General features: G+C 71.5%; 22 protein-coding genes. 10 read left to right on the forward strand and 12 right to left on the reverse strand.

The genetic code is table 11. From position 1 onward, the window contains the following. The first annotated feature begins 40 nt into the window (after nucleotides 1-40). The gene (locus tag ACQP10_RS33785) at nucleotides 41-1,240 is read left to right on the forward strand and encodes a hypothetical protein (protein ID WP_433540350.1); all 1,200 of its coding nucleotides are present in this window, start codon (nucleotides 41-43) and stop codon (nucleotides 1,238-1,240) included. Between the two features lie 157 nt (nucleotides 1,241-1,397). Then, nucleotides 1,398-2,597 (forward strand): AI-2E family transporter, encoded by a 1,200-nt coding sequence (locus ACQP10_RS33790; RefSeq protein ID WP_346018912.1) that lies wholly within the window; start codon nucleotides 1,398-1,400, stop codon nucleotides 2,595-2,597. Nucleotides 2,598-2,666: 69 nt separating this feature from the next. Here the strand turns inward: ACQP10_RS33790 and ACQP10_RS33795 are convergent, their stop codons facing one another. Next, nucleotides 2,667-3,290: an NAD(P)-dependent oxidoreductase gene (locus ACQP10_RS33795; protein ID WP_433540351.1), complete on the reverse strand. Its 624-nt coding sequence runs from the start codon at nucleotides 3,288-3,290 to the stop codon at nucleotides 2,667-2,669. Nucleotides 3,291-3,392: 102 nt separating this feature from the next. Between ACQP10_RS33795 and ACQP10_RS33800 the strand changes: the two genes are divergently transcribed. Next, the gene (locus ACQP10_RS33800; RefSeq protein WP_346018910.1) at nucleotides 3,393-3,818 is read left to right on the forward strand and encodes a winged helix-turn-helix transcriptional regulator; all 426 of its coding nucleotides are present in this window, start codon (nucleotides 3,393-3,395) and stop codon (nucleotides 3,816-3,818) included. A 148-nt stretch (nucleotides 3,819-3,966) separates the two neighbouring features. On the opposite strand, the gene ACQP10_RS33805 is transcribed toward ACQP10_RS33800, so the two are convergent. Further along, nucleotides 3,967-5,013 carry an SMP-30/gluconolactonase/LRE family protein gene (locus ACQP10_RS33805; protein WP_346018909.1) on the reverse strand — a complete coding sequence of 349 codons (1,047 nt, stop codon included), beginning with the start codon at nucleotides 5,011-5,013 and terminating at the stop codon, nucleotides 3,967-3,969. A 120-nt stretch (nucleotides 5,014-5,133) separates the two neighbouring features. On the opposite strand from ACQP10_RS33805, the gene ACQP10_RS33810 reads away from it, so the two are divergent. Beyond that, the gene (locus tag ACQP10_RS33810; protein ID WP_346018908.1) at nucleotides 5,134-5,595 is read left to right on the forward strand and encodes a MarR family winged helix-turn-helix transcriptional regulator; all 462 of its coding nucleotides are present in this window, start codon (nucleotides 5,134-5,136) and stop codon (nucleotides 5,593-5,595) included. A 108-nt stretch (nucleotides 5,596-5,703) separates the two neighbouring features. On the opposite strand, the gene ACQP10_RS33815 is transcribed toward ACQP10_RS33810, so the two are convergent. Then, nucleotides 5,704-6,219 carry a DoxX family protein gene (locus ACQP10_RS33815; protein WP_390000968.1) on the reverse strand — a complete coding sequence of 172 codons (516 nt, stop codon included), beginning with the start codon at nucleotides 6,217-6,219 and terminating at the stop codon, nucleotides 5,704-5,706. Nucleotides 6,220-6,348: 129 nt separating this feature from the next. On the opposite strand from ACQP10_RS33815, the gene ACQP10_RS33820 reads away from it, so the two are divergent. The 3 genes from ACQP10_RS33820 to ACQP10_RS33830 are packed head-to-tail and all read left to right on the forward strand — an operon-like array spanning nucleotide 6,349 to nucleotide 7,885. After that, nucleotides 6,349-6,981 carry a TetR/AcrR family transcriptional regulator gene (locus tag ACQP10_RS33820; RefSeq protein WP_346018906.1) on the forward strand — a complete coding sequence of 211 codons (633 nt, stop codon included), beginning with the start codon at nucleotides 6,349-6,351 and terminating at the stop codon, nucleotides 6,979-6,981. A gap of 2 nt (nucleotides 6,982-6,983) precedes the next feature. Further along, nucleotides 6,984-7,424 (forward strand): acyl-CoA thioesterase, encoded by a 441-nt coding sequence (locus tag ACQP10_RS33825; protein ID WP_179825658.1) that lies wholly within the window; start codon nucleotides 6,984-6,986, stop codon nucleotides 7,422-7,424. After that, nucleotides 7,418-7,885 carry a hypothetical protein gene (locus ACQP10_RS33830; protein WP_433540352.1) on the forward strand — a complete coding sequence of 156 codons (468 nt, stop codon included), beginning with the start codon at nucleotides 7,418-7,420 and terminating at the stop codon, nucleotides 7,883-7,885. The genes ACQP10_RS33825 and ACQP10_RS33830 overlap by 7 nt, the downstream gene beginning before the upstream one ends. Here the strand turns inward: ACQP10_RS33830 and ACQP10_RS33835 are convergent. The 4 genes from ACQP10_RS33835 to ACQP10_RS33850 form a co-directional block, all read right to left on the reverse strand. Then, nucleotides 7,831-8,100 (reverse strand): hypothetical protein, encoded by a 270-nt coding sequence (locus ACQP10_RS33835; protein WP_346018904.1) that lies wholly within the window; start codon nucleotides 8,098-8,100, stop codon nucleotides 7,831-7,833. The two genes, ACQP10_RS33830 and ACQP10_RS33835, sit on opposite strands and share 55 nt — an antisense overlap. Before the next feature lie 301 nt (nucleotides 8,101-8,401). Further along, a complete protein-coding gene (locus ACQP10_RS33840) occupies nucleotides 8,402-9,091 on the reverse strand; it encodes a hypothetical protein (protein ID WP_399501757.1) in 690 nt (229 codons plus the stop codon). Then, nucleotides 9,088-9,660 carry an RNA polymerase sigma factor gene (locus tag ACQP10_RS33845; protein WP_346018902.1) on the reverse strand — a complete coding sequence of 191 codons (573 nt, stop codon included), beginning with the start codon at nucleotides 9,658-9,660 and terminating at the stop codon, nucleotides 9,088-9,090. The genes ACQP10_RS33840 and ACQP10_RS33845 overlap by 4 nt, the downstream gene beginning before the upstream one ends. Before the next feature lie 373 nt (nucleotides 9,661-10,033). After that, a complete protein-coding gene (locus ACQP10_RS33850) occupies nucleotides 10,034-10,966 on the reverse strand; it encodes a hypothetical protein (RefSeq protein ID WP_433540353.1) in 933 nt (310 codons plus the stop codon). 334 nt (nucleotides 10,967-11,300) lie between these two features. Here ACQP10_RS33850 and ACQP10_RS33855 point away from each other — a divergent pair, with 334 nt between their 5' ends. Beyond that, nucleotides 11,301-11,657 (forward strand): helix-turn-helix domain-containing protein, encoded by a 357-nt coding sequence (locus tag ACQP10_RS33855; RefSeq protein ID WP_189246409.1) that lies wholly within the window; start codon nucleotides 11,301-11,303, stop codon nucleotides 11,655-11,657. Between the two features lie 27 nt (nucleotides 11,658-11,684). On the opposite strand, the gene ACQP10_RS33860 is transcribed toward ACQP10_RS33855, so the two are convergent. The 3 genes from ACQP10_RS33860 to ACQP10_RS33870 all read right to left on the reverse strand — a co-directional run bounded on the left by ACQP10_RS33860 (nucleotide 11,685) and on the right by ACQP10_RS33870 (nucleotide 14,271). Beyond that, the gene (locus ACQP10_RS33860) at nucleotides 11,685-12,275 is read right to left on the reverse strand and encodes a ClpP family protease (RefSeq protein WP_189246408.1); all 591 of its coding nucleotides are present in this window, start codon (nucleotides 12,273-12,275) and stop codon (nucleotides 11,685-11,687) included. Next, nucleotides 12,272-12,898, reverse strand: coding sequence for a ClpP family protease (locus tag ACQP10_RS33865; protein WP_346018900.1), 627 nt, complete (start codon nucleotides 12,896-12,898; stop codon nucleotides 12,272-12,274). The genes ACQP10_RS33860 and ACQP10_RS33865 overlap by 4 nt, the downstream gene beginning before the upstream one ends. Before the next feature lie 488 nt (nucleotides 12,899-13,386). After that, on the reverse strand, nucleotides 13,387-14,271 hold the full coding sequence (locus ACQP10_RS33870; protein WP_433540354.1) for an NAD(P)-dependent oxidoreductase: 885 nt from the start codon (nucleotides 14,269-14,271) through the stop codon (nucleotides 13,387-13,389). 49 nt (nucleotides 14,272-14,320) lie between these two features. Here ACQP10_RS33870 and ACQP10_RS33875 point away from each other — a divergent pair, with 49 nt between their 5' ends. Then, a complete protein-coding gene (locus ACQP10_RS33875; RefSeq protein WP_433540355.1) occupies nucleotides 14,321-14,728 on the forward strand; it encodes a MerR family transcriptional regulator in 408 nt (135 codons plus the stop codon). A gap of 80 nt (nucleotides 14,729-14,808) precedes the next feature. Here the strand turns inward: ACQP10_RS33875 and ACQP10_RS33880 are convergent, their stop codons facing one another. Further along, a complete protein-coding gene (locus ACQP10_RS33880) occupies nucleotides 14,809-15,225 on the reverse strand; it encodes a VOC family protein (RefSeq protein ID WP_390000949.1) in 417 nt (138 codons plus the stop codon). Nucleotides 15,226-15,304: 79 nt separating this feature from the next. On the opposite strand from ACQP10_RS33880, the gene ACQP10_RS33885 reads away from it, so the two are divergent. Continuing rightward, nucleotides 15,305-15,883, forward strand: a complete 579-nt coding sequence (locus ACQP10_RS33885) for a TetR/AcrR family transcriptional regulator (protein WP_179825681.1) — start codon at nucleotides 15,305-15,307, stop codon at nucleotides 15,881-15,883. Between the two features lie 402 nt (nucleotides 15,884-16,285). Here ACQP10_RS33885 and ACQP10_RS33890 read toward each other — a convergent pair whose 3' ends face one another. Continuing rightward, entirely contained in the window at nucleotides 16,286-16,714 is a 429-nt protein-coding gene (locus ACQP10_RS33890) for a DUF4267 domain-containing protein (protein ID WP_433540356.1), read from the reverse strand. Nucleotides 16,715-16,719 lie beyond the last annotated feature (5 nt).

Raw genomic sequence — 16,719 nt, forward strand, 5'->3', positions numbered from 1 at the left:
CCATGTGGTGCTCGGATGCGGATTTCCTAGGGTAGGCACGGTGCACGAACCACTGCGTCACCTCCATCGCCAGGGCAGGCCCGGCCACGGCAGGCTGCGGAGCGTGCCCGCGCCGGACGTTGCCGCGCTGCTGGCCGAGCTGGAGCGGTCCGAGCCCGGCCACGCCGGGCACGCCCGCGACGCGATCGACCGGCTCACCGGCGGCGAGCCGCTGGAGACCCTCACCGAGCTGACCGTGTGCGAGTTCCTCTGGTACACGCTGCCGACCCAGGTCGCGGGCGACCGCGAGGCGGTCGCCACGGCGCTGGGCAGGCTGCTGGAGCTGGGCGGCCTCGGCCGCTACGCCGCGCTCTGCTCCTCGCCGCTCACCGCGCGGATCCTGCGGACCTACGAGCGGTCCGGCGAGGAGGCCGGGACGGCCGCCTGCCGGCGCGCCCTGGACGCCACCGGCCTGCTCCCGCCCGACCTCCCCGAGCTGCGGTGGAGCTCGATCATGGGCCCCGAGGAGCTGGGCGCGCACGGCGCCTGCTCGGCCGCGCTGGAGCTGGCCCGCGTCTGCGGGGAGCCGGCCGTGAACTCGGCCGCCGGGCGCGAGGCGCTGACCCGCCGCTGGCTGACCGAGCCCCGTGCCGACCTCGGCGGCGACAGCTGGCTGCACCGGGTCCGGGGCGAGCGGCTCAACCGCTGGGTGCTGGGCCGGGGCGCCGCCTGGCGCGAGCTCGCCCAGCCCTTCGAGGCGCACCTGCACGCCCCGGTCCCGGCTCCGGCCGGAACATTCCTCGCCGCGCTGCGGTGGCTGCTGGAGCTGGGCCGCCGCCCCGACGGGATCCCGCTGCCCCAGGACCGCGACCCGGCCCGCCCGGCGCCCGACGGGAGCCGCTGGAGCGACGGGGAGCTGGAGGCGGCCCGTGAGCTGGCCGAGGGACGCATGGGCGCGCTGCGCCGCGCGGGCCGGAGGCTGGTGACCACCCGGGAGGGGCGGCGCCTGCTCGGCGACCGCGATCTGCTGTGGGAGACGGCGTCCGCCGCGCTGCTGGCCCCCGCTCCCGGGGAGGACGCCTTCCGCGCCTCGGCCCGCGAGGCGGCGCTGATGCTGCTCGCCGAGGGGCCCCCGCCGACCGCGACCGCGTCGCCGGGGTGGTCGGCCGCGGGGAGGGACGGGCCAGGGAGGTGGACGCCGTCCTGGCCGACCTCGCGCGGCGCCTGGCCGCCTTCGGGCTGCGGACCGGCGGGCGGCTGACCCCCGCGGGCCGGTCGGCGGCCCTGGCGGCGCTGCGCAGCCACGCCCTGCGTCCCCGCACGTACGCCAAGGCGTCATGACCGCTCCCAGTGCCGCCGGTGGTGGTCATCACCCGTTGAACCCGACTATTCGCCCAAACGACGGGCAGGTCCCCTCCGTGTCCGAGCACCACTCCCCCGCCCCCGAGGCCCCAGAAGCCCCCGACCCGGTCGCGGCCGACTCCGCCGACGCGGCCGGGCCCGCCGAGCCGATCCTCACCTCGGCCGGCCCCCTGCGGCCGCTCGACGCCCCCGAGGACCCGCCGGACCTGCCCTTCGGGCGGCCGGGCCGGTCCATGCGCAACCACCCGTTCGTGTTCGGCTTCACCGCCGCGCTCGGCGTGCTCACCGCCTGGTGGCTGGTCCAGGCCGTGATGAGCGCCAGCTCGGTGATCATACTGATCGTCGTCTCGCTCTTCCTCGCCATCGGCCTGAACCCGGCGGTCGAGGCCCTGCAACGGCGCGGCCTGCCCCGCATGGTGGCGATCACCGCGGTCTTCCTCTGCGTCACCGCCGTCTTCGTCGTCTTCGGCCTGGCCGTGGTGCCGCCGCTGACCACGCAGTCCACCGACTTCGTGGAGAAGCTCCCGCAGTACGTGCGGGAGCTGCAGGACAACCCGCTGATCCGCGACCTGGACGAGCGCTTCCAGATCCTGGAGCGGCTCCAGCAGTACGTGACGAGCGGTGACTTCGGCAGCCAGATGTTCGGCGGCGTGCTCGGCTTCGGCCAGGTGCTCATCGGGGCGGTCTTCAACTCCCTGACCGTGTTGGTCCTGACGCTGTACTTCCTGGGCTCCCTCAACTCCCTGAAGAAGATGGCCTACCGCCTGGTGCCGCGCTCCCGCCGTACCCGGGCGAGCCTGCTCGGCGACCAGATCATCGCCAGCATCGGCGGCTACGTCGCCGGGAACCTCATCATCTCCCTGATCGCCGGGGTGACGACCTTCTTCTTCCTGGTCCTCATGAAGGTCCCCTACGCCCTGGGGCTCTCCCTGATCGTGGCCCTGACCGACCTGATCCCGATGGTGGGCGCCTTCATCGGCGCGGGGATCGCCTCCCTGGTCGGGTTCTTCGTCTCGCCCACGGTCGGCATCGTCTGCATCGTCTTCTTCACCATCTACCAGCAGATCGAGAACTACTGGATCGCGCCGAGCGTGATGAAGAGCTCGGTGGACGTCCCGCCGCTCGCCACGGTCGTCGGGGCGCTGCTCGGCGGCGCCCTGCTCGGCGTGGTGGGGGCGCTGCTGGGCATCCCGCTGGTCGCGGCCATCCTGCTCATCATCCGCGAGGTGATCATGCCCCGCCAGGAACAGGCCTGACCACGACGGGCGCCGCCCGCCCGGAGGCCCGGCGGCCCGGGGGGCTCGGGCCGCCGTGGGCCTCGGGCCTCACGCCTCCCGGACGCTGACGGTGGCGCGGCGGGTCCGGGGATCCTCGACCTCGTCGAGCAGCGCGATCGCGAAGTCCGCGTAGGTGATGCGGCTGGCGGCGTCCCCGTGCTCGGCGACCCGGTACCGCCCCGTCGGGACGCCGCCGTGGTCGAAGTCGCCCGCGGGCGCGACGTACGCCCAGTCCGGCTCGCACGTCCGCAGCTCGTCGAGGCCCGCCGCGTGGCCGAGATAGAAGGCGCGGTACTCGTTCGGGTAGCCGGGCTCGTCCATCAGCGGCACGCCGGACGCGCCGGGCAGGACGGACGCGAGGCCGACCACCACCAGACGGCCCACTCCCGCCTTCGCCAGGCCGGCCGACAGGGCGCGGGCCGAGGAGGTGAAGAAGTCGCGCGGCGGCACGGCCAGGTCCGCGGCGGCGCTGATCGCGGCGTCGTGCCCGGCGGCGACCCGCTCGACGCCCGCCTCGTCCGTGACGTCGCCCGCCACCACCCGCGCGCCGGTCAGGTCACCGTGGCGCGCGGGATCGCGCACCACGGCGGTGACCCGGTGGCCGCGCCGGAGCGCCTCGGCGACGGCCTGCCGCCCGGCCCTGCCGCCCGCGCCGAAGATCACGATGTCCATGGGGAACCGCCTTTCACCGGGGCCGGGTCCCGTGCGCCCGGCCTGCTCGCGGACGCTATCCGCAGCCGCGGTTACCGCCGGGATACCGGCTATCGTGAGGTCATGAGGGAGCCTCTGCCCGCCGACATGTTCGACGAGCTGTGCCCGTCCCCGCTCAACCCGATCCGGTTCGGCGACAAGTGGGCGGCGCTCATCGTCCGGTGCCTCGAAGACGGGCCGCGCCGGTTCTCCGAGCTGCGCGTGCCGCTGCGTCGCGTCACTCCCAAGGTCCTCACCGGGTCGCTGCGCTCCCTGGAGCGCGGCGGCCTGGTCAGGCGCACCGTCCTCGCCGGCGCCACCCCGCACGTCGAGTACGAGCTGACCCCGCTGGGCCGCAGCATGCTCGTGCCGCTGGCGGCCGCGTGCGCCTGGACGGAGGAGCACTGGGACGAGCTGATCGACGCCCGCGAGTCGTACGACGACGCCACCGGGCCGCGGCCCGCGCACGTCCACGCCCCCGGCCCGGCGGCCGGACGTCCCGGCGGGTGAGACGGGGCCGGCTTCGCGACGCCCGCGCCGCGACCCCTGCCGGGACATCCGGGCGGGTGAGGGCAGGCCGATTTCACGACACCCGCGCCGCGACCCCTGCCGGGGACATTCGGGCGGCTGAGGCGGGGCCGCCCGGGCTCCTGAGGGCTCAGATGCCGTGCACGGCGGCGACGGTGAAGGGCGTCTCCGGGGTTCCCTCCCCCATCGGGCCGCCCTTGTCGAACTGCGAGCGGACCACGTAGAGGGTCCCGCGGACCCGTACCAGCGTCGTCGGGAGCTGGAGCGCCTCGTCGGCCGCCCGCCGCTCCAGCCGGGCCGAGGAGCCGTCCCCGGAGACACGCCACCGGCTGATGGCGTCGTCGGTGTTGTGGACGACCCAGAGCGTGCCGTTCCGCAGCTCCAGCCCGTCGGCGTGGAGCATGTCGCCGCCGCGCAGCTCGACCCGGCGGATCGCACCGGAGGTGACGTCGAGGCGGTAGAGGTCACCGCCGGCCATGTCCGCGGCCAGCAGGTACCGCCCGGACGGGTCGGCGACGATCCCGTTCAGGGCGTACGCGTCGGACGCGTGGGCGCCGGGGAGACCGCCCAGGTCGAACCGGGGGGTGAGCGCCACGGGCTCGTCTCCCGCGCCGGCCAGTTGCCCGGGCGTGACCCGGTAGACCACGGCGCGGACACTGTCGGTCAGGTAGGCACTGCCGTCCGGGGTGACGGCGAGATCGTTGACGAAGCGCGCGTCCTTCCCCGGGACCACGAAGCGGGCTAGCAGGCGGCGGCTGCGCGTGTCGTACACGGAGACTCCGGTGGTGGAGTCGGTCACCCACAGCCGTCCGAACCGGTCGACCTTCAGCCCGTTGGCGGTGTGCCGGCCGTCCACGCCCGCCGGCAGGAAGATCTGGGCCGTGCGCCGTCCCGGGGTCATCTTGAAGACCGTGCCGTCGGTGAACGACCCGGCGTAGAGGTCTCCGGTGCGCGGGTCGGCGGCGATGCCCTCCGGATAGACCCGCTCCCCCGGCAGTTCGTACGCGGTGGAGATCCGGAGGCGCGCTCCGGAGGGGGTCGACGCGGACCGGTCGGCCGCGGCGGCCGGGGACGGGCCGGCCGCGGCGGTGGGGACCGCCTGGGCCGCCGGGGCACAGGCGAGGGCGGCGGCGAGAGCCGCGGTCGCGACGGTGACGGACCTGCGAACTCGGAACACAGGCTTCTCCATTCGACTGCTCAAGGTTCTTAGATGGCTACGCTCAAATCGAGCTCTAACGATAATTAGAGTTCTAATGATCGTCAATCCGCGAATCCTCCAGGCCGTTAACATGCAGGAATGACCTCGATGCCGGTTCCGGAGCGCCTGGGATCCCACCTCAAGCGGGCGGAGCAGGCACTCAGCGCGGCCAAGCAGTCCGCGCTGAAGCCGGCTCACCTGACGGTGTCGCAGTACGCCGCACTGCTGCACCTGTCACGGAACCCCGGGATCTCGGCCGCCGCACTCGCCCGGGCGTGCGCGGTCACCCCGCCGACCATGAACACCGTGCTCAAGAACCTCCAGGAGAACGGCCTGATCGAGCGCACCCCGCACGAGTGGCACCGGAACATCCTGGAGACCCGGCTCACCGAGAAGGGCGAGCGGGTGCTGGCCGACGGTGACGCCCGCGCGGTGCGGGTCGAGCGGGGACTCGCCGCCGAGTTCAGCCCGGAGGAGCGGGAGACACTGGTCGCCCTGCTGGGCCGCTGCATCGAGTTCCTCCAGTCGGCCCGCTCCGACCAGCCGGACGGGCGCGGCTGACAGGGCGAACCCGGCCGTTCCAGCCCCCACGCCGGGACGGCCGGACGAGACGGGTCCCCGGCCGGCGGGACATCCGCCCCGCCGGGCGCCCCGGAGAGGGCGGGAACCTCAGAGCACCGGGGACGCGCCGCCCACGGGGGCCGTACGGGCGGCACGCCTCTCCAGGACGCCCGCGGCCCAGAGCGCCACGCCGATGTAGAGGATCTGCTCGGGGACGCGCTGCCACAGCGGCGTCGCCGGCTCTCCGCCGAGGGTCGTCCCGGCCAGCGCGGCGTGGACGTTGGCCGGGAGCATGAGCACGAACAGCAGTGCCAGGCAGATCCCGGCCGCCCGCCGGGTGGCCGGCAGCGCGAGACCCACCGCCCCGGCCAGCTCCAGGACGCCGGTCAGATAGACCACGAAGGCCGGGAACGGGACGAACGGCGGGACCATCGCCACCATGTCGGCGTGGTTCGGCATGAAGGTCACGCCCGGCGGGACGAAGTGGGCACTGGCCGTCATCACCAGCATGACGGCCAGGCCGTGCGCGGCGCTCACCCGCCAGGTGGCGAAACGGTCCAGGTGGAGCACCGCGCCCAGCAGGCGGAAGACCAGCGTGGCCACGATGAGGACGATCAGCGTCATGAGACTCGCTCCTTTTGGATAGTTACAGTATCCAATTATGGATAATTTGACTATCCAATGGAAGTCCCGGCGGACGGGATCTCCCGCGGAGATATACAAACGATCGGTCGTTAATGTAGTTTGGCGCCCATGACACACGACGGCCGACGGCTGCGCGGATCGCGCAGCCGGGAGGCGATCCTGGAGCGGACGGTGAGCCTGGCCTCCGTCGAGGGGCTGGACGGGCTCTCCCTGGGACGGCTGGCGGCGGCGACCGGCACCAGCAAGTCCGGGTTCTTCGCCCACTGGCGCGACAAGGAGCAACTCCAGCTCGACGCCGTCGAATGGGCCGCCCGCCAGTGGACCGAGTCGGTGGTGGCGCCCGCCCTGCGGGCCCCCGCCGGCGTGCGGCGGCTGTTCGCGCTGCACGAGGCGCGGCTGAAGTTCTACAGCGACGGCGTGCTGCCCGGCGGATGCTTCTTCTTCGCCGTGCATGCCGAGTTCGACGACCGCCCCGGGCCGGTGCACGACCGCATCGCGCGGGCCATGCGCGAGTGGCTGAAGTTCGTCCGGCGGCAGGTGGACGAGGCCGTGGCGCTGGGCGAACTGGCCGGGAGCACGGACCCGGCCCAGCTCGCGTACGAGATCGACGCGCTCGGCGAGATGGTCGTCCCGCACTCCCGCCTGCACGAAGGACAGGCCGTGTTCGCCCACGCCCGCCGCGCCGTACTGCAACGCCTGCGCGCGCTCTGCCCGCATCCCGAGCTTCTCCCGGAGGACTGACCATGACTGAAGACGGTGTGTTCGAGCCGGTCCAGGTGCATTTCGATGATCTCGACGCCATGGGGCTGCTGCACAACTCCCGGTACGCCCTGCTGGTCGAGCGGGCGGTCGGCACGTACTGGCAGCGCCTGGGCTGGGCGGCGGACCCGGCCCGGTCGGTGTTCAAGGACGTGTTCCTGGCCGTGCGCGAGTTCAAGGTGACCTACCACGTCCCCATCGCCGGGGCCGGTGAGCCCGTGGTGCAGTTCTGGATCGAACGCCTGGGCCGCACCAGCAACATGTACGGCTTCCGCGTGCTGTCGCCCGACCGCGCGGTGGTGCACGCCGACGGCTACCGCGTCAACGTCAACCTGGACCCGGCCACGCTGCGGCCGACGCCGCTCAGCGACGAGCTGCGCGCCGCCGCCGAACCCCTGCTCCGCCGTACGGCGGCGGCGTGCTGAGGACCCGCTGGATCGCCGGTCCGGCGGCCGGTCACCCCGGCCCGCTGGTGGCCGTGCTGACGGACTACCGGATGGACCGGCTCCTCGACCTGCCCGGGATCGCCCGGCACGGCCTCTCGCTGAGCCGCCTGTGGCCGACCCTGCCGGGCGCGGTGGGCATGTGGCTGTGGGCGGACCTTCCCGGACGCCGGGTCGGTTCGCTGTCGGTGTGGCGCGAGGAGGACGATCTCCAGGCGTTCGTACGGCTGCGCGCACACGTGCAGATCATGCGTGAGTACCGCCACCGGGGCGTGCTCCGATCCCGTACCTGGCAGATCGACAGCCTGGACCGGGTCGTCCCGCCCGGGCCCAGGACCTGCTTCGTGGATCCTCACCACGGCAAGGATCCACAGAGGCCCTGGCCCGGCTACGCCGCCTCGGCGGCCTGCCCGGCCCCGCGCAGGACACGAGAGCGCTGCTGACCGGCCAGGAGATGCCCGGCCCCGATGACGAGCACGATGGGCCAGTCGATGATCTCCAGGGCTCCCAGCGCGCCCAGCACCGCGTAGAAAGCGAGGTGCTCGGGAGGCGGAAGGGTCACCTTGCCGATCACCGGCACGGTGACGTGCAAATCCTGGAGCTTGCCGAGTCCGCCGCCCCGCTTGCCGGGCGCAGCCGATGTGGATCTCGCCGCCATGATGGCCTCCATCGGATCTGGCGAGAGGGCTATCGGATCCGCCCGGCGGAGAAGTCGCCTCCCCCGCGACGGCCCGCGTGTTCGGAACGGGCAGGGCTTGTCCGTCGCCCACCTCGGCCGAGGGAGGCGAGAGCCACTCCCTCGGAGAGCGGAGGAGTCACGAATCAGGGTCCCTCAGCTGGGATGCCCGCTCCCCCGCGAGCCGTAACACGGCCGCCGAGAGCTTTACGGTCGCCCGCCGGCGCGTCGACCGGCGGGCGTGAGAGGGGCGCGCGGTGAGCCCTCGGTCACCCGGCCGGGGTCAGCCGCCCGCGGGCGGGAACGCCTCCGGGTTCTTCAGCGGATCGGTCGGGGCGTCCCAGGACGGGTCGTCGACGAGCGCGCAGGGCTTGACCGGGCCGTCGGTGACCTGGAAGAGGTACTGCCACAGGGCTCTCGGCTTCTCCGGCCCCGAGGTCTGGTCCTCGTTCTCGGTGAACTCCATGACCACGGTCCAGTCCGGCTTGATCCTGTCCGGGTAGATCCTCAGGCCACCGCCCGGCACCGTGTCATGTGCGCGCGCGGAGGGCGTGTTCTCGATCGCCTTCCTCACCCGGTCCCGGACCGCGGGGTCCTTGCTCCCCAGTTCCCCGGGTGTGAGACGCGGCTCTCCGATGGTGGAGAAACGACCCGGGGCGCACCTCTTGCCCGGCTTGACGTATGAGACGTCCGCCTTCACGCCCAGCTCGGCGAGATCCCGCTCGACCTGTTCCGGGTCCCGGAACTCGTTGATCTTCAGGACGATGGACCCGTCGGGGTCCCGGGTCAGCGCGTACGCCGCGTTCTCCGTCCCGGTGATCATCGGCACGGCCACCAGTGCCGCGGCGGCCACGCCCGCGACCGCGACCACCGCCGGCAGGCGACGCCGCAGGGGGCTGCGGGCGGGCCTCCGTGCCGCCCGCTCGTTCATCTCGGTCTTGAGCTCCATGAGCAGTCTCTCCTCGAAGTTCATCGGAGTCCTTCCATGACCGTGGGGGAGATGACGCCGGGAATGCGGCGCAGTGCCTTGCGGGCGCGGTGCAGCCGGACCCTGGCGGTCCCCTGCCGGATGCCCAGCGCGGCGGCCGCCTCGGGGACGGAGAGCTGGTCGACGGCGACCAGCTCCAGGACGGCACGCTCGCTGTCGGGCAGACCGGCCATGGCCTCGAAGGCCCGCCGGGCCGGGCTCTCCGCGTCCAGACGTTCCTCCATCCGCGAGAGGTCGTCCGCGTCGAGGAGCCGCCGCCCGCTGATCCTGGTGGTCAGCCGCAGCTCGCTCACCGCCCGCCGCCGTTCGGCGGACAGGGTGTTGCGTGCCACGCCGTACAGCCAGCCGATCTCGCTGCCCAGGCCGGGGCGGTAGGTGTGCGCCGAGTCGAGCACCGCGACGAAGACCTCCGCGACCAGGTCGGCGACCGTGTGGGGGTCGTCCACCCGGCGGGCCATGAACCGCGTGACCGCTTCGACATGGCACCGGTAGAAGGCTTCGAATGCCTCAGGGTCGGTGGAGATCCCCACCGGCCCCGTTCGTCTGAAGCGCACCGGCCGTGCTCCCTTCGTCGTCCTCCCGAACACGCCAATGCTTGGAAGAAGACCGACGAAGCGTTACATGGTCAGCGAAAGGCCCTTTCCGGTGAGTTGCTCCCCGCTGCCGCACCGCGGCGGGGCGTGATCATGCGGCACCGGGGCCGTCCGCCGCGGAGCCGGTCCGCGTCCGCCTCCCCGCCTCGTCCCGGAGCAGAGAGCCGACCCAGGCGTCGACGCGCATGCCCCGATGGAAGAGACGCCTGCGAAGCGTCGCCTCGACCACGAACCCCGCCTTCTCGGCGACCCGTCTCGACGCCGTGTTCCCGGCTTCGCACCGCTCACCGCGGTCCGGTCCGCATGCGCCGGTGTGCGATCCGCGCCCGCGGGGTCAGCCTCGCCACCAGTCGAGCACCCTGAGCGCACGGAGGGTGTTCCAGCGGCTCGGCTTCCCCACACCCTCCTCGAAGGGGAAGTGGACGCGGCCCGGGTGGACGCGGTCGAGCGGCCAGCGGCCGTCGGGCCGCCGCTTGGAGCGGACGACCTCCACGGCCTCCGCCATCCGGGGATCCGGCTCGGCCCCCGAGCGCCTGAAGTAGTCGAGCGCGCGCAGCACGTCGTGGTGCCAGTAGTACGGGAAGGCGAAGTCGAGGTACGCCGCGTCGGCGACCTCCCCGGTGCTCCTGCGGCGGAACAGGCCGCGTTCGAGCAGGTACTCCTCCGCGCCGCGCCGCGCCTGGCGCACCGCGGCGGACCCGCCGGTCGCGCGCTCGAATTCGAGCAGGCCGTCCAGCACGTTGATCGTCGTGTCGAACGAGGAGCGCACGGATCCGTTCTCGGCCTCGCAGTTCCATCCACCGTCGGCGAGCCGCTCGCCGATGACCCGCTCCACGATCGCCGAGACATCCACCCCGAAGTAGGCGCCGGTCTCGATCGTCCTGCCGTTGATGCACGGCTCGACCTCACCGTCGAAGTACCGCTGCCCGGCGTGCTCCCATCGCCCGTGCCGGGCGACGAGCGGGATCGCGCGGCGTGCCGCCTCCGACGCCGGGTCGAGCCCGAGGATCCGCAAGGTCTGCAGGGTGTGCATCGTCGGCGTCCAGGGCTGCCCGGGTTCACCGCCGGTGTAGGACGCCGGGAAGCAGGCGCCGCCGTCCCACAACCCGTCGGGGCCCTGAAGCGCCAGGAGACGGGCGCCCCAGCCCTCGTGCTCCACGCGCGCCCGCTCGGCGGCGACCTCGTCGGGCGAGGAGCCGGTGAGGTCGCGCGACACCTGCCAGCGGATGGCTGGGTCGGATTCGAACAACCAATCGATCACGCTCACCGCTGCACCCTAAGCCATCCGGACCGCCCGTTCACGGAATACGAGAAGTCCGATCCCGGCCACCGAGATCGCGGGTGGCGGTTCGGGGTTCACCACGGGCTCCCCGGCAAAACCACGAACGGTGGGCCGTCCCCGCGGAGACGGCCGAGGACGCGTGGTCGCACGGCAACGCGGGAGGCCGCTCCCGATCCCTCGGGAACGGCCTCTGACCTGGGTCGCGTCCACACGGGTCGCGATCCTCACCGGCCCCGAGGACGGTACGGAGGAGGCGGGGACGGTTCCGCTCTGCGCGAAGTCAGCGGAGCTCGAACGCGTCGTCTACCTATGGTGAGGTATGGCCTCCTCTGTCCCGCCGCTACGTCCGGCGACCGATCGGACCGCCCCCAAGCCGTCTCCGGCTCGCGAGCCGCTGTGGCGGCACGTGCTCGGTGAGCGTCTCAGAGGTCTTCGTCACGAGCGGGGCGAGAAGTTGAGCGAGACGGCGCGTCGCGCCGGCGTCTCGCCGCAGTATCTCTCCGAGATGGAACGAGGCGTCAAAGAGCCATCGAGCGAAATGATCGCCGCGGTCGCCGGCGCGCTGGACGTCACCCTGGTCGATCTGACCCTTGCCGTCGCCGAGAGCCTGCGGTCCGCTCAGAACAGCACGTCGAGGGGTGCCACCTGCTCGGCGGCGTACGCTCTGGCCGCTTGACGCGGCCCGCCGGGATCGTTCACGAGCCTATGAGCGCTCCTCGATGATCTGATCGAGGAGCCCGTACTCCAAGGCGGCGGTCGCGGTGAACACGCGATCGTGGTCGGTGTCGGCGCGCAGGGTCTCGACGGTCTGGCCCGTGTGCCGTGACAGTATGCGCTCGATGTCCGCCCGGATACGGACGACCTCGTCGGCCTGCAGGATGAGATCGGGGATCGTTCCGCGCCCCTGGGCGGCCGGCTGGTGCAGGATCACCCGTGCGTGCGGGAGAGCGGCGCGTTTCCCTTCGGCGCCCGCGGCGAGAAGGACGGCGCCCACCGCGATGGCCTGCCCGACGCAGGTCGTCTCAACCTGCGGGCGGATATAGCGCATGGTGTCATATATCGCGAGCATCGCGCTCGGGTCGCCGCCCTCACAGTTGATATAGAACTGTATGCCGGCCTCGGGGTTGTCGGACTCCAGAAAAATAAGCTGTGCGATGAGCGCGTTCGCGACGCCCGCATCGATCGCGGTCCCCAGATAGACGATCCGCTCGGTGAGAAGATGCGAATAGACATCCATGATCCGCTCGCCCCGGGGATTCTGGGCGATGACGTTGGGGATCGTGTACGTGCTCACTTACCGACTCCTTCGGTGACGCCGAATCCGGACCGCGGGCGGCTGCGTGGCGCTATTTCGTCGAAGCTCTGGACGATCGCGTCGATGAAGCCGTAGTCCAGTGCCTCCTGCGCCGTGTACCAGCGATCGTGCAGGGAGTCCTCGAATACGCGCTCCACGGGCTGACCCGTGTCCTCGGCGATGAGACCGAGCACCGTGTCGCGGGTGTGCCGGAGGTCGTCGGCCTGCAGCTCGATGTCGACCGCGGTGCCACCGATCCCGGCCGAGCCCTGGTGCATCAGGACGCGTGCGTGCGGCAGGGCGCGGCGCTTCCCCCGGGTACCCGACGACAGCAGGAACTGCCCGGCGCTGTACGCGATACCCATCGCGAGGGTCGACACGTCGCAGGGAATGAGCCGCATGATGTCACGGATCGCAAGCATCGATGGAACCGAGCCGCCCGGGGAATGAATCCACAATGCGATATCGGCCGACGCGTCCTGCGTGGCGAGTGCTATCAACTGCGTGGCGATCAACGTCCCGTTGTCGTCATCGAGAGGACCGTCGAGAACGAGAACACGCTCTTCGTAAAGCTGACGTCTCACCCGCGCGTCGAAAAGTGGAAGTTTCGATTCTTCGCCCATGCGTCCATCATGTGGGGCGTTCTGTATCGACGTCGACGCGATCCGCCTGCGGCAGCTCTGCTCTGAGCAGCGCGGACCCGGTTTCCGGCCCGGCCGGACGCGTCCGGCTCACCCTCGCACGAGGCGAGGAACGGCGGATCCCGTCCTTCTCGCACTCCTCCAGGAGGCCCCGGACCGACGCCGAAGCCGGCCGGAGCTCCACTTCGGGCACCTGATCCACCAGGTGGTGCAGTTCCTCGCGCGGGGCACCCGTGTCTCCGGGCGCAGGCGGGCAGCCCTCGGCACGCCCCGTCCCTGAGGAAGCGCCGCAGGCCCGGCTCCATGAGCTGGAGCCGGGCCTTCCGTCTGGCGGAGTGTTCACGAGCGGGTTCGAGCCGGGGCGGGCCGGAGCCCTGGAAGTCCACCTCCCGGGATGGAGATGACCGCTTCCCACGGACCGCATGGAGCCGGCTTCACCGAGACCGCTGAGAACCCGGTGCCGGGGCTGGTCAGTCCTTGCGGGGTCTGCTGAACTCCTCGATCAGCACGGGATACTGCTCCCCACCGTGCCCGGCGGCGATCGAGCGGTCGGCCATCGCCTTGATCAACTTTGGCAGTTCGGCGTTGACACCCACCGCCTCGCTCTCCTCGATCAGGTGTGCCATCGCCCGCGCGTCGGTCTCCAGGGCCGACACCTCGGCCGGGAAGGAGCCGCTGTCGATCTGCTCGGCGTACCCGGGCAGCCATTCGGCGACGGTGGCAGCGATCTGCCGCGCGAACGGCGCATACGTCGCGGCGTCGACCCCGGCCGTCCTGAGCAGGGCGGTGCCCTGGAGCCAGGCGTTCAGGACGCTCCACATCATGGCGAGGCCGGCCACGTCGTACAGGGACGCCAGCCCATGGTCCGCACCGAGGTAGGTGACGGTGCCAAGCGCGTCGAGCGTCGGCCTGTACGCCTCGAAGTCCGGCTGCGGCCCGCTGTGCAGAATCACCGCCTCGGCGGTCCCGATCACCGATGGGATGGCCATTATGGCGCCGTCCAGGTAGTGGGCGCCGCGTTGCCCGGCCCATCGGGCGGCTTCCCTGGCCTGGGTCGAGTCGCCCGAGGTCAGGTTGATCAACGTCTTGCCGTCCAGCTCGCCATCGCTCGCGCCGAGCAGTTCGTACATGGCCTGGTAGTCGGTGACGCAGATGATCGCCAGGGAGCTCGCCCCGAGCGCGTCGCCGACCGTCGGCGCCGGCCGGGCGCCCTCGGCCACCAACCGGTCGGCCTTGGAGGTCGTGCGGTTCCACACGGTCGTGGGATGCCCGGCTCTCAGGAACGCGCCGGCGAGCGCCCGTCCCATCAGCCCGAGTCCGATGACCGTCACGGGTGTATCGGTTCTGCTGTTCATGGCAGCATCGTCAGCGTTGATACCGGTATGAAGGTCAAGCGAGGGTTCGATGCTGATCGGGGAACTGAGTCGTCGGACGGGCGTGAACACCCATCAGCTGCGTTACTACGAAGCCCAGGGTCTGCTGGAGGCGAACCGCGGCGCGAACGGTTACCGCGAGTACGACGAGAACGCCGTACTGCGGGTGAAGCAGATCCGGCACCTGCTCGGCGCGGGCCTGTCCTCCGAGGACATCGCGTACCTGCTGCCCTGCGCGGTCGGAGAAGCACCGGAGCTACTCGGATGTCCCGAGTTGCTGGCCGCGATGCGGTCACGGCTGCGGCGACTGGACGATCAGATGGACAGGCTCGCCCGATCCCGCGACGCCCTCGCCGACTACATCGACGCGGCCGAACGAATGGCCGGCGAGAACTATCCCCCCTTCGAAGCCCCTGACCAGGAGCCCGTCCCCGCCTGAGCCTGTGCTTCCCGCCCGCCCTCGTCCCGCTCGGCCTCGCCCCCGCGGTGGCCGGCCCGACCCAGGGGATGATCGCCCTCTTAACCTGCCGTGAACTGCTCCGCGTACTCGGCGGACGGCTCGATCGGCGTGATCACGTCGATCAGCACGCCACTCGGATCGGCGACGATGAAGTGCCGCTGCCCGAAGCCCTCGCTACGCAGCTCCAGCTCGGGCCGCAGGCCGTGCCGTACGACCAGTCGCTCCCACTCCGCGTCGACGTCCTCCACCTCGAAATTGAGCAGCAACCCCCGCACCGGCACCCGGTACGCCTCGGGCAGCGTCGGGTGCTCGTGGTCGAGCAGGGCCAGCTCGTACGGCCGCGCGCCGGGCCGCCGCAGGCTCACGTACCAGTCCGCCTCGAAGGTCGGCTCGAAGCCGAACAGGCCGACGTAGAAGTCCCGGCTCTCGGCCAGGCGCTTGGTGCAGATGACCGGATAGAAGCTGGTCAGAATCATGGCGAATCCCTTTCGCATACCGTCGGTATGTGAAAGCTATTTGGCGTACCATCGGTATGTCAACAGCCCGAGGAGCGACATGAGCAGAGCCGAGCAACGCGAACAGACCAGACGCGCACTGCTGCGGGAGAGCAGGCGGCTGTTCGCGGCCGAGGGCTACGGCGCCGTGGGCCTGTCCCAGATCGTCAACGCCGTCGGCGTCACCAAGGGCGCCCTCTACCACCACTTCGATGACAAGACGGCGCTGTTCCGAGCCGTCCTCGCGCAGGTGCAGGAAGAGGTCGGCCGGCGCGTGGCCGCGACCGCCGACGCCGAGCCGGATCCCTGGGACCAGTTCGTCGCCGGATGCCACGCCTTCCTCACCGCGAGCGCCGACCCCGCCATCCAGCGGATCATGCTGATCGACGGCCCCGCCGTACTCGGCTGGAACGAGTGGCGCGCGTTCGACGAAGCCACCTCGGCCCGCCACCTCACCGACGCGCTGACCCGCCTGATCGAGGCCGGCATCATCGCCAGGCAACCGATCGCCCCCCTCGCCCACCTGCTCTCCGGCGCCATGAACGAGGCCGCCCTGTGGCTCGCCACCTCGGCCGACCCCGGCGCCCTCGCCGACACCAAGGCCGCCCTCACCCGCATGCTGGAGTCCCTGCGCACCTGACCGGCGGTCCGGCCGGCGAGAACGCCCCGTCATCCGGGCGGGAGAGACGGGACTCAGGTCCTCGTACGGGGTGAGCACCGGAACCGGCACCGTGACGCGCCCGCAGGTGGCCGGACACCGCCCGCCCCCTCTCCGCGCCGCCACACGCGCTCGAACGAGCCCTCCAACGGCCTCACCGACCCGGAGAACGACGGAATCCCATTCGATCAATTCGATCGGACGGGATCTCGTCAACCGGCCACCGGCCGTCTCAGGAGCGGCCCTGACCGGAGGTGTTCAAGAGTGTGTACGGCCTGGCCGGACATGTCGTCGTGGAAGATCGCTTCCCGGTGGGAAGGCGACCGTTTCCCGGCCCTTGCTGGAACTCGGGCAGATCACCGACCCGTCACGGGAACTGCGGGGCTATGCGAGACGTGCGGAGGGCTGGGGCTGGGGCCTGGAACCGCTGAGCAGCAGGCCACCGGCGAGCATGACCGCCAGGGCGGTGGCGCCGTGCACGCCGAAGGCGGTGGCGGGCGCTCCATCGGAGAACAGCACGATGAACATGTCGCCGATCGGGGTGAGCGCCATGGCCAGCATGACCCACCCCAGGACACGGCGGTTCCCCACCAGAGCGACCGAGAGGATCACCAGGCCGGACACCACGTCCCGGATCCCCTTGACGGCCAGGAATCCCGCGCCCTCACCGTGCGGCCAGGTCGGCAGGCCGAAATCGGGCGCCATGGACTGGGGAGCCAGCAGATAGCTCACCCCGACGTAGCCGATGAAGAGGGCACCGACGACAGAGAGGACGGTGCCGATCGTGACACGGGACGGCAGTTTCGCGGACATGGAAG

The organism is Streptosporangium sandarakinum (assembly GCF_050942225.1).
GTDB classification, from domain to species: domain Bacteria; phylum Actinomycetota; class Actinomycetes; order Streptosporangiales; family Streptosporangiaceae; genus Streptosporangium; species Streptosporangium nondiastaticum.

What these genes read in the sequence shown, in the direction of transcription:
- ACQP10_RS33795 (WP_433540351.1), bottom strand. Translation starts at nt 3,290, where the DNA reads ATGGACATCGTGATCTTCGGCGCGGGCGGCAGGGCCGGGCGGCAGGCC.
- ACQP10_RS33800 (WP_346018910.1), top strand. Translation starts at nt 3,393, where the DNA reads ATGAGGGAGCCTCTGCCCGCCGACATGTTCGACGAGCTGTGCCCGTCC.
- ACQP10_RS33810 (WP_346018908.1), top strand. Translation starts at nt 5,134, where the DNA reads ATGACCTCGATGCCGGTTCCGGAGCGCCTGGGATCCCACCTCAAGCGG.
- ACQP10_RS33815 (WP_390000968.1), bottom strand. Translation starts at nt 6,219, where the DNA reads ATGACGCTGATCGTCCTCATCGTGGCCACGCTGGTCTTCCGCCTGCTG.
- ACQP10_RS33820 (WP_346018906.1), top strand. Translation starts at nt 6,349, where the DNA reads ATGACACACGACGGCCGACGGCTGCGCGGATCGCGCAGCCGGGAGGCG.
- ACQP10_RS33825 (WP_179825658.1), top strand. Translation starts at nt 6,984, where the DNA reads ATGACTGAAGACGGTGTGTTCGAGCCGGTCCAGGTGCATTTCGATGAT.
- ACQP10_RS33835 (WP_346018904.1), bottom strand. Translation starts at nt 8,100, where the DNA reads ATGGCGGCGAGATCCACATCGGCTGCGCCCGGCAAGCGGGGCGGCGGA.
- ACQP10_RS33840 (WP_399501757.1), bottom strand. Translation starts at nt 9,091, where the DNA reads ATGAACTTCGAGGAGAGACTGCTCATGGAGCTCAAGACCGAGATGAAC.
- ACQP10_RS33855 (WP_189246409.1), top strand. Translation starts at nt 11,301, where the DNA reads ATGGCCTCCTCTGTCCCGCCGCTACGTCCGGCGACCGATCGGACCGCC.
- ACQP10_RS33865 (WP_346018900.1), bottom strand. Translation starts at nt 12,898, where the DNA reads ATGGGCGAAGAATCGAAACTTCCACTTTTCGACGCGCGGGTGAGACGT.
- ACQP10_RS33870 (WP_433540354.1), bottom strand. Translation starts at nt 14,271, where the DNA reads ATGAACAGCAGAACCGATACACCCGTGACGGTCATCGGACTCGGGCTG.
- ACQP10_RS33875 (WP_433540355.1), top strand. Translation starts at nt 14,321, where the DNA reads ATGCTGATCGGGGAACTGAGTCGTCGGACGGGCGTGAACACCCATCAG.
- ACQP10_RS33880 (WP_390000949.1), bottom strand. Translation starts at nt 15,225, where the DNA reads ATGATTCTGACCAGCTTCTATCCGGTCATCTGCACCAAGCGCCTGGCC.
- ACQP10_RS33885 (WP_179825681.1), top strand. Translation starts at nt 15,305, where the DNA reads ATGAGCAGAGCCGAGCAACGCGAACAGACCAGACGCGCACTGCTGCGG.
- ACQP10_RS33890 (WP_433540356.1), bottom strand. Translation starts at nt 16,714, where the DNA reads ATGTCCGCGAAACTGCCGTCCCGTGTCACGATCGGCACCGTCCTCTCT.